The sequence below is a fragment of the Legionella sp. km772 genome, assembly GCF_003989735.1.
GTDB lineage: Bacteria > Pseudomonadota > Gammaproteobacteria > Legionellales > Legionellaceae > Legionella.
This window is the reverse complement of the sequence record NZ_RZGQ01000124.1, coordinates 1-8,097: the sequence shown is the minus strand read 5'-3', so window position 1 is coordinate 8,097 and position 8,097 is coordinate 1. Positions and strand designations below refer to the sequence as shown.

Below are 8,097 nucleotides of genomic sequence, written 5' to 3'. Positions count from 1 at the left end.
TACCGCTTGACTTTAGTCAATTTAGGGCATTAGCGTTAAGTCCAAAGCAGCAAGAAGAAGCGCTAAAGGAATACTATAAACACCCCTACCACAGTGCTTGGCGTTATTTGTCTAAACCCAATTATTGGATGCATCAACAGGCTTCCTACGTCTATGTGGATGAACACGACCGAAGCCTAAAATGGTCTAGTTTTGCAGAATACCAGTTCCTAATTGCCCTCTGCTGGCTTGCTGCACAAGATAACGCTATTCCACCTACCGATGGCCATACTCTTGAAGGGCGAATGGAGCATTTTATCCGTGAGCTGATGCTCATTGGCTGGGCACATAATTGGGATAAAACCCGTTTAAATAAGGGTGTTTGGGAAGAGTACGATGATTTAGAGGGGGATAAGTCTGCGTGTTATTCCGGAGTCAAACGCCGCTTATTCCAATCGGTAATCGGCCATCCTTTACTAAAACTACTTACTGACGAGGACATCAGGCAAGAAGTGCGGGATTTTGCCTTAAGTTTATTTAAAACCAAACTAGCCACCCTGAACAACAAAGAGGCCATGGCTAAGGCTTATAAGGAGTATGTCACTACCCTAGACCCAGACAGTGCCGCACCTCTTGCCTGCCTTAATTTCAGCGCTGAGGAGCAAGCCCAATGTGTAGCTCAATTAACTCAGAAATACGGGGATTCTTTTACCAGCCTATTTAAAGTTATAGTCAACTCCTTGCTTTACCTTGACCCTAACGCCCTAAATACCTCTGACCACTATCATGCCTTAAAGCTTGATGGCCTTACCAACCTCTCCTTTTACCTTGGGCAGACCCGGGGCAATCCGCATGGCTTTTTTGGTGCTCAAACAAGAAAAGTAGACGCAGAGGACATTCTCACTAAAATCGATTTTGATAAAAGGATGAGGCTTGTCGATATGGGTTTGCGTAATTTGGGGAGGTTAGGAAGGGGAAATAGGGCAATTTCTACAGCATTTGCTTCGGCTAACACTCTTTTATCCACCTTGAATGAAGCAAAAAAACAATTTCGCCAAGACGATGATCTATCTCTTTTCATGAAGAGTTGTAAAAATGCAGTTCAAGAGGTAAAACCAATGTTGGACCAAATGTTTTCAAGGACCACAAGAGAAACATTTAGTTCGATAATAAAATTGGATGTTTTGGAGCAGATGGTGGATACATTGAATAATATTGTCAGTGAGTCGCCCAGACCTTAAAACTAATGAGGATTTATCTAATGCTTTATTGCTCTCCTAATTTCTAGCTCAATTTCATGTTTCTGGGGTGAAAATCACTTTGTTTTTGTAAAACAGGATGCTTGTCAGTTATCGTTAAGCCCACTATGCTGGCTCACTTAGTGGGCTTGGTATTTAATCTTAAAGCTAATTCTATAAAAAAAACCTATGACCTATACGCAGTGAGGGTTATAGGCCGTTTTAAAAATGAAATGACCCCAATCGCACATCTATCCTGACTTACTCCGGAGATATTGACCAAGTCATCTGTTCCCAAATTTTCAGGAGGACTCATCTTTTTTTATAGTATAATAATAGCCTGCACTTTCATGTAAATTATTGGCCTGAAAGTTCTTAGAACTTACCTTGATCAATTGGGGTTGCAAGAGTATTAAATCAGGATTCTTACTATCAGCTAAATATTCTTCATACATGGAGTAATTGATAATAAATTTACACCAGACCTCCCTGATAGGCTTTATATCTAAAGCGGACTCTATATTGAGCGCTGCCAACAAAAGTAATTGAGAATAACTTATCCCATAAGCTAAATTAATCATTTCGCTTCGCATACCACCTGTGCGACTGGCTATTTCTATCAGGTAAAGCTCGTTATTGTCCAAATGCTTAAGTTCAATATGGCAGGCACCATATTTAATTTGGAACGCGTCTAATATATGGGGTATTAGCTTTTCTAGGGTTGATTTTGCCGCAGAATCCAAATGGGCAGGAATCATGTGCGCCTTTTCTAAAATGTCTGGGGGCTTTCTGATATGTTCATGGGTTACCGCTAAAATTTGATGTTTACCATTGCAACTTATCGTTTCAATACTGTATTGATTTGCATCAATATATTCTTCTATTAAAATTTGCTCATTGGTCGCATAAGCCCTTGCTTTATTAATTGCTAGGTCAAGTTCGGTTTCTGAAGTCACATAAGTTAATCCTCTACCACCGGAACTATCTGTCGGTTTAACCACCGCCGGAAAACTAGACCAGTTTAAAGCTTTATTATCTTTATCAAGTAAGCTGTATTGAGCCGTTTTAACATTGATGCTGTTTACTATACGCTTCATCTTTAATTTATTGGTGGTATTAAGGGCTGTTTGATAGCTATTAGTATACAATCCCAATTTTTCACCCACATAGCAGGCCGTGATATTCCCCAGTTCAGTGGCTGAAGTCACAATAGCAGCAATGTTATATTTTTTAGCAAGTTTTAGAACTAACTCTTTATCCGCTATATCAATGGCTAAAAACTCATCGCACCATTTCGCGCCCATACACTCAGGATTCTTATCTAAGACGAAGGTATAGAAAAACAATTTTTTGGCCTCTAAGATAAGATCCATTTGTAATTGGCTTCCGCCTAAAATAAATAAATTTTTCATAGGTTCACATAACCCCATACTACGACGTCGCTGTTATTGACTAAGCTATCATTTTGTATATTATCGTAATGAATGTTCATTATTTGGAACTGGCTCACTCCTAATTTGGCGCGAAGAAGGGTGACCATTTCATCTGCTTCATAAAAGACACATAAAGCCCCATCTTCTCCAGTGATACCGTTTTCTAAAATGAAGGTATTCTCTGCCATTTTTTTTCCCTTGTTATATCTAAAATCATCAAGGTTGCGAAAGCGGATGAAAAAGGGCGCTTTGGTTTGAATGAGATGATTGGCACTTAGATCTTCTAACAATTTGATAAAATCACTCTTCGGGATGTAATAAAGTGAATTAGCCAAAACCAGAATATCGGCTAAAAGCTCCTTTTGTTCTTGGCAAAATATCCGCATATCTTGGGCTATAAAATCATAGGCGTTGTCTTGGTTATAGAGTTTGAAATTATGATTAGCATATTCTACAAGCAGAGGATCTAGCTCCACGCCAATAACTGGAAAATGATATTGGTAGGGGAGAGCAAGATTACACCCGTTAGCGGCACCTAACTCTAAGAAACGAAGCTTAGGTGCTTGCTGGTGAAAATTGAATTTATAAAAAAATTTAATAAAGTATTCATCGGGAAACCTCAAACCTTTTAAGTGTGTAATGTTCACTCTATCCCCTTAGTTCACTAGCTGATTGATTATTCTGCAAGCTGCATGAGCTTGGGTTTCACTAAAACGAAAGTCATTAAAAAGATTAATAATGTGGTCATGGATAGTTTTTGCTTGTGAATCTGGGGTGGGTTTTTTTTTAAACATAAAATCAATGGCTTTGTAATGACTACTAGCAAAAAGATGGTTTTTGAATAGTTCTTTTAGTAGTTCTTCCTTATTAGGTACTAAAATAGAAAATCGCCAGTTAGAAAATTTATCTCCCAACTGAATGCTGGAGGGAAGCATGGTTTGATAAATGGTATTAAGTTTCTTTTTATGGGCCGCGACTTTATTTTTTTCTGTTTGGATACGTTGTTTATATTTGTTAAAGTCAGAGTAAAGCTGAATTTCGCTCCCCAACCAATCATTATCTGGGTAGTCTAAAAAACGCTCGGTATCGATTGCTGCTTGAGTCATTTTGCTAAAATTGACTAAATCCTTAGGATTAAAGGCTAAAGGGTGTTGGGAGTAGGTCGTAGAGTCGGAAAGGAACCCGAAGCCTCCCCAAGCAATATCCACATACTTGGAATAACCCGTACTAAATAATGCTAAATCGACGACTGAGTTTTTTATCTGGTAGTTGAAATTTGGGATTTTCAAGCAGCAATCATCAATAATGGCTATCTCTTTATTAATTGTTTTGATGGTTTGGAAAAAAACGCTGTTGTCTAATTCGATACCAAAGGTATTGACAAAGAGTACTCCTGAGATCTGCGGATCTTGCTGAATTCTCTCTAGCAGCAGTGTTTCATCAATACAAAGGCTTAGCGGGGAAATATCAATAAATTCAAATTCGACCTTTGCTTTTAAAAAGGTGGCGGGTACGATGGGGCAGACGTTAAGAGGTAAAATAAATTTATGCGGAAATTGATTTGATTTAAGGTAATTATAAAGGATGAGCGATGCTCGACTTTCAAATGCTATCATTATGATCACCTAAAATTGATTTAACTAAAAGCTCCCCCCCATTGCCACTTATCGCTTGAAAACCCGCGCTTTGCATGGCTTTTCGCACTGAGGGATCTTGGAGCGTGAGCAAATTGGCATGAAGCTTGTCTAAGAGCGCTTCGTCATCATAAGCACCCAGGTATTTTAAAAAGCCAACCTCTTCCCATCCCAGAGTATCTTCTTTTGCATTATCCACTAACAGAATCCCAAGCGTAGGTAAGCCAATTTTGGCTAACTCATAGAGCGTTTGGCCTCCTGCGGCAATTGCGAGATCAGATTGTTGCATTATTTGGATCATCATAGAAGCATCGGCGTGGTAAATGAGGTTAGTCTTACTGGTAGCCAATACTTGTAAATCTTTAACATGCGTAAAACCTCCGCCTACTATGACATTCATTTGATAATTTGAAAAATGTTGTTGGAGATAATGAAGGATTAATGGGGTAAGGTTTCTTACATCAGAACCGCCAAAACTAATCATGATTTGCTTAATCTGGGCTCTTAATGGGTTTTTGGGAGCAGTTTGGAAACCCGGTCTAAGAGGGGTGTAGCGACTACCCAGTAAATAGTGAACATTTTTTTTTCTAGGGATAAAACGCAGGGCCTCATTGAGCCCCACAGTCCAATCTATTACAAAACCCTTATTTAAAATATTACGCCTTTTTTCATCATCGATATAAACCAGGGTATTATTAAGGTGCTCAAGGAGAAGAAGTTGTTCATTGGTAATCGCTATTGAATCGACTAAGAGGAAGGCGTTTTCTTTTATATGGGGCAGCGCTTTTTGAAATTCGTCATGCCAATTTAGGCGAGTAAGCGAGTAATCTTTTAGTATGGTTGCAATGCTTTCGTCTCCATGAACGATAAAGTGGACGATAAAATTATACTCTTCAAATTGCTTGGCGATAGAAATTGTGCGAGTAAGATGACCAAAGCCAAATGTTTGCCCTCCTTCAGTAAGTACAATTAGGACTTTTTTCCCTAAGAATTTACTCATAGCTAATCCATTAACGCATTTTTGTTCCACATGCTTGATGAACTCTTCACTTTGCAAACGACCTTTTTTGAGTATAAGTTTAATTCCGCTGATTATCTAGGATAAAGCACATTGATTAATATAATAAATTTGCTTTAATTAGTAGTCCTATTTTAAGATAGCTAAAGAGCAAAAATAAAAGGAGCTAGGATGCTAAATGATAAATCAATTTTAATTACCGGAGGTACTGGGTCATTTGGCAGACAATTCATTCGAACCATTTTAAACACGTATAAACCGGAACGCTTAATTATTTATTCCCGGGACGAGGTCAAGCAATTTGAAATGCAACAAGAGTTTTCTCAACCTTGCCTGCGGTATTTTCTCGGAGATGTTAGAGACTTACAACGCTTAACCCAGGCCATGCATGGAGTAGACTTTGTTGTTCATGCAGCCGCCTTAAAACAAATTCCTGCTGCTGAATATAATCCTATGGAGTGCATAAAAACTAATGTTTATGGTGCTGAAAATGTGATTCAAGCGGCTATTTTTAATAAAGTGGATAAAGTTATCGCCTTATCCACGGATAAGGCTGCAAACCCCATTAATCTATATGGCTCTACCAAATTAGCCTCAGATAAATTATTTATTGCTGCAAATAATATTGTAGGAAAAGCGAACACCCGCTTTTCTGTAGTGCGCTATGGTAATGTTATTGGTTCGCGCGGTTCGGTCGTTCCTTTTTTCCAAAGTTTAATCCAAAAAAAGTCTCCCTTCTTGCCTATTACTGATGAACGGATGACCCGGTTTTGGATTACTTTACAGCAAGGGGTTAATTTTTTAATTAAAAACTTTTCCCGCATGCAAGGCGGGGAGATTTTTGTACCTAAAATCCCCTCAGTGCGTATCGTTGACTTAGCTAAAGCGATGGCACCTCATATTCCTAGCCAAATTATTGGAATCCGCCCCGGAGAAAAGCTTCATGAAGTAATGTGTCCAGCAGACTATGCTCATTTGACCTTAGAGTATGCTGATCATTACGTACTAAAACCTGCGATTACTTTTTATTCCCGATCTAATGAGTTTAAAAAAAATCAATTAAATGAAATTGGTCAACCGGTGCAAGAGGACTTTGAATACAGTTCTAATAAAAACCCTGTTTTTCTTTCTGTAGAAGAAATTAAAGAACTTAATATAAAAGAAGGGTTTTAGATGATTATTCCTTATGCTCGCCAAGATATTAATAATGAGGATATTGATGCGGTAATTGCTGTTCTTCAATCTGATTTTTTAACGCAAGGCCCAATGATTCCGGCGTTTGAACAGGCTATTGCCTCCTATTGTCAAAGCAAATATGCTTTAGCTACTAATAGCGCTACTTCCGCTTTGCAGCTGGTTTATCTGGCCATGGATTTAGGTGAAGGGGATTGGCTTTGGACCAGCCCTAATACCTTTGTGGCTACCTCCAATGCTGCCTTACATTGTGGTGCAAACGTAGATTTTGTCGACATCGATAAAGCCACCTATAATTTATGTCCACAGGCCTTAGAGCAAAAATTAATTCAAGCTGAACTTGACGGGAATTTACCTAAAATTGTGGTACCTGTGCATTTTGCAGGCCAGTCCTGCGATATGAAAAGAATCTATGATTTAGCGCAATATTACGGCTTTAAAATCGTCGAGGATGCCTCCCATGCCTTAGGGGGCAAATATGAGCAGCAAATGATTGGGAATTGTGCTTTTAGTGAGGCTACCGTTTTTAGTTTTCATCCCGTTAAAATAATTACCAGTGGCGAGGGGGGGATGATTGTCAGCAATGATCCTCAATTAATGGAGCGCATTAGCCTCCTAAGAAGCCATGGCACTACTCGTGATGAAAATTTAATGACCCAAGCCTCTCCAGGGGCTTGGTATTATGAACAGTTAGCCTTAGGCTTTAATTATCGTATGACTGATCTACAAGCAGCTTTAGGCTTAAGTCAATCTAACCGTTTAAATGATTTTATCGACAAGCGCCATAAGCTTGCTGCGCGTTATAATGAAGGGCTTGGACCTTTACCACTTACTCTCCCGTTTCAGGCCCCTCAATGCTATTCGGCCTTTCATCTTTATGTTATTCGCTTACATTTAGAACAATTAGCATCCTCGCGTGCAGAAATATTCGCCGCTTTACAACAGGAGGGGATTAACGTGAATGTGCACTACATTCCAGCACATTTACAGCCCTATTACCAACAGCTGGGTTTTAGGGCAGGGATGTTTCCTGTTGCAGAACAGTATTATGAGGAGGCTATAAGTCTGCCGATGTATCCCAAACTTAATGCTGAGCAACAAGATAAGGTAATTCATATTTTAGAAAAAATAGTGCAATAAGCGCATCGGTGCGGACTATCTCTAAGTGCATGGAATAGGAAGACTAGGAGCCCGCATCATCGATTTTTTGTTCATAAACTAAAAGTAGAACGGCGCCCTGATCGACTTCTATAGTAATGGGGGATTGTTGTACTCGATTAAAACAAGATGTTCTTCCTGGAAAATCTAAATGAGTATTTGTGAGTTCCCATTTCAACCCTTGAGATGAAAGTTTGGCCCTAGGCATTCCTAAGAATGAAATTTTGGTTCGCACAGGTAGGGACAACTGCATCAGTGATTTTTCTCTAATAACTAAGCCTTTAATGGGGGGTGCATATAAAAGACAATTGCTATCCATGAAAATATTAGGCAACGTCCCTGAAGTTTTTATAGACAAGATTTTATTTTGAATTGGTCACAGATTTTTTAATTTCACTTCGATCTACCCCCTCTCCCGCGATAGGAACTTTGATAGTATGATG

General features: G+C 39.0%; 6 protein-coding genes and 2 pseudogenes. 3 read left to right on the top strand and 5 right to left on the bottom strand.

Translation table 11 applies throughout. From position 1 onward, the window contains the following. A pseudogene (locus ELY15_RS16165) lies at nt 1–1,220 on the top strand (hypothetical protein); the annotation flags it as partial. A 299-nt stretch (nt 1,221–1,519) separates the two neighbouring features. On the opposite strand, the gene ELY15_RS11460 reads toward ELY15_RS16165, so the two are convergent. The 4 genes from ELY15_RS11460 to ELY15_RS11445 are packed head-to-tail and all read right to left on the bottom strand — an operon-like array spanning nt 1,520 to nt 5,284. After that, nucleotides 1,520–2,629, bottom strand: a complete 1,110-nt coding sequence (locus ELY15_RS11460) for an acetyl-CoA carboxylase biotin carboxylase subunit family protein (RefSeq protein ID WP_199744213.1) — start codon at nt 2,627–2,629, stop codon at nt 1,520–1,522. Then, on the bottom strand, nt 2,626–3,297 hold the full coding sequence (locus ELY15_RS11455; protein WP_127100131.1) for a class I SAM-dependent methyltransferase: 672 nt from the start codon (nt 3,295–3,297) through the stop codon (nt 2,626–2,628). Before ELY15_RS11455 ends, ELY15_RS11460 begins: the two co-directional genes overlap by 4 nt. 9 nt (nt 3,298–3,306) lie before the next feature. Further along, complete coding sequence (locus ELY15_RS11450; RefSeq protein ID WP_127100129.1) at nt 3,307–4,266, bottom strand: DegT/DnrJ/EryC1/StrS aminotransferase family protein; 960 nt, start codon at nt 4,264–4,266, stop codon at nt 3,307–3,309. Then, nucleotides 4,253–5,284: a PseG/SpsG family protein gene (locus ELY15_RS11445; protein ID WP_127100127.1), complete on the bottom strand. Its 1,032-nt coding sequence runs from the start codon at nt 5,282–5,284 to the stop codon at nt 4,253–4,255. Before ELY15_RS11445 ends, ELY15_RS11450 begins: the two co-directional genes overlap by 14 nt. Before the next feature lie 189 nt (nt 5,285–5,473). On the opposite strand from ELY15_RS11445, the gene pseB reads away from it, so the two are divergent. Both pseB and pseC read left to right on the top strand, forming a co-directional pair. After that, nucleotides 5,474–6,475, top strand: coding sequence for a UDP-N-acetylglucosamine 4,6-dehydratase (inverting) (gene pseB / locus ELY15_RS11440; protein WP_127100125.1), 1,002 nt, complete (start codon nt 5,474–5,476; stop codon nt 6,473–6,475). Then, nucleotides 6,476–7,636 (top strand): UDP-4-amino-4,6-dideoxy-N-acetyl-beta-L-altrosamine transaminase, encoded by a 1,161-nt coding sequence (gene pseC / locus ELY15_RS11435; protein ID WP_127100123.1) that lies wholly within the window; start codon nt 6,476–6,478, stop codon nt 7,634–7,636. It abuts the gene before it with no gap. Between the two features lie 43 nt (nt 7,637–7,679). On the opposite strand, the pseudogene ELY15_RS11430 reads toward pseC, so the two are convergent. Then, nucleotides 7,680–7,982 (bottom strand): annotated as a pseudogene (locus tag ELY15_RS11430) (thiamine diphosphokinase); the annotation flags it as partial. Nucleotides 7,983–8,097: the final 115 nt, after the last annotated feature.

Excerpts from the sequence above, each read along its gene's own strand:
- ELY15_RS11450 (WP_127100129.1), bottom strand. The coding sequence starts at position 4,266 with ATGATAGCATTTGAAAGTCGAGCATCGCTCATCCTTTATAATTACCTT.
- ELY15_RS11460 (WP_199744213.1), bottom strand. The coding sequence starts at position 2,629 with ATGAAAAATTTATTTATTTTAGGCGGAAGCCAATTACAAATGGATCTT.
- pseC (WP_127100123.1), top strand. The coding sequence starts at position 6,476 with ATGATTATTCCTTATGCTCGCCAAGATATTAATAATGAGGATATTGAT.
- ELY15_RS11445 (WP_127100127.1), bottom strand. The coding sequence starts at position 5,284 with ATGAGTAAATTCTTAGGGAAAAAAGTCCTAATTGTACTTACTGAAGGA.
- pseB (WP_127100125.1), top strand. The coding sequence starts at position 5,474 with ATGCTAAATGATAAATCAATTTTAATTACCGGAGGTACTGGGTCATTT.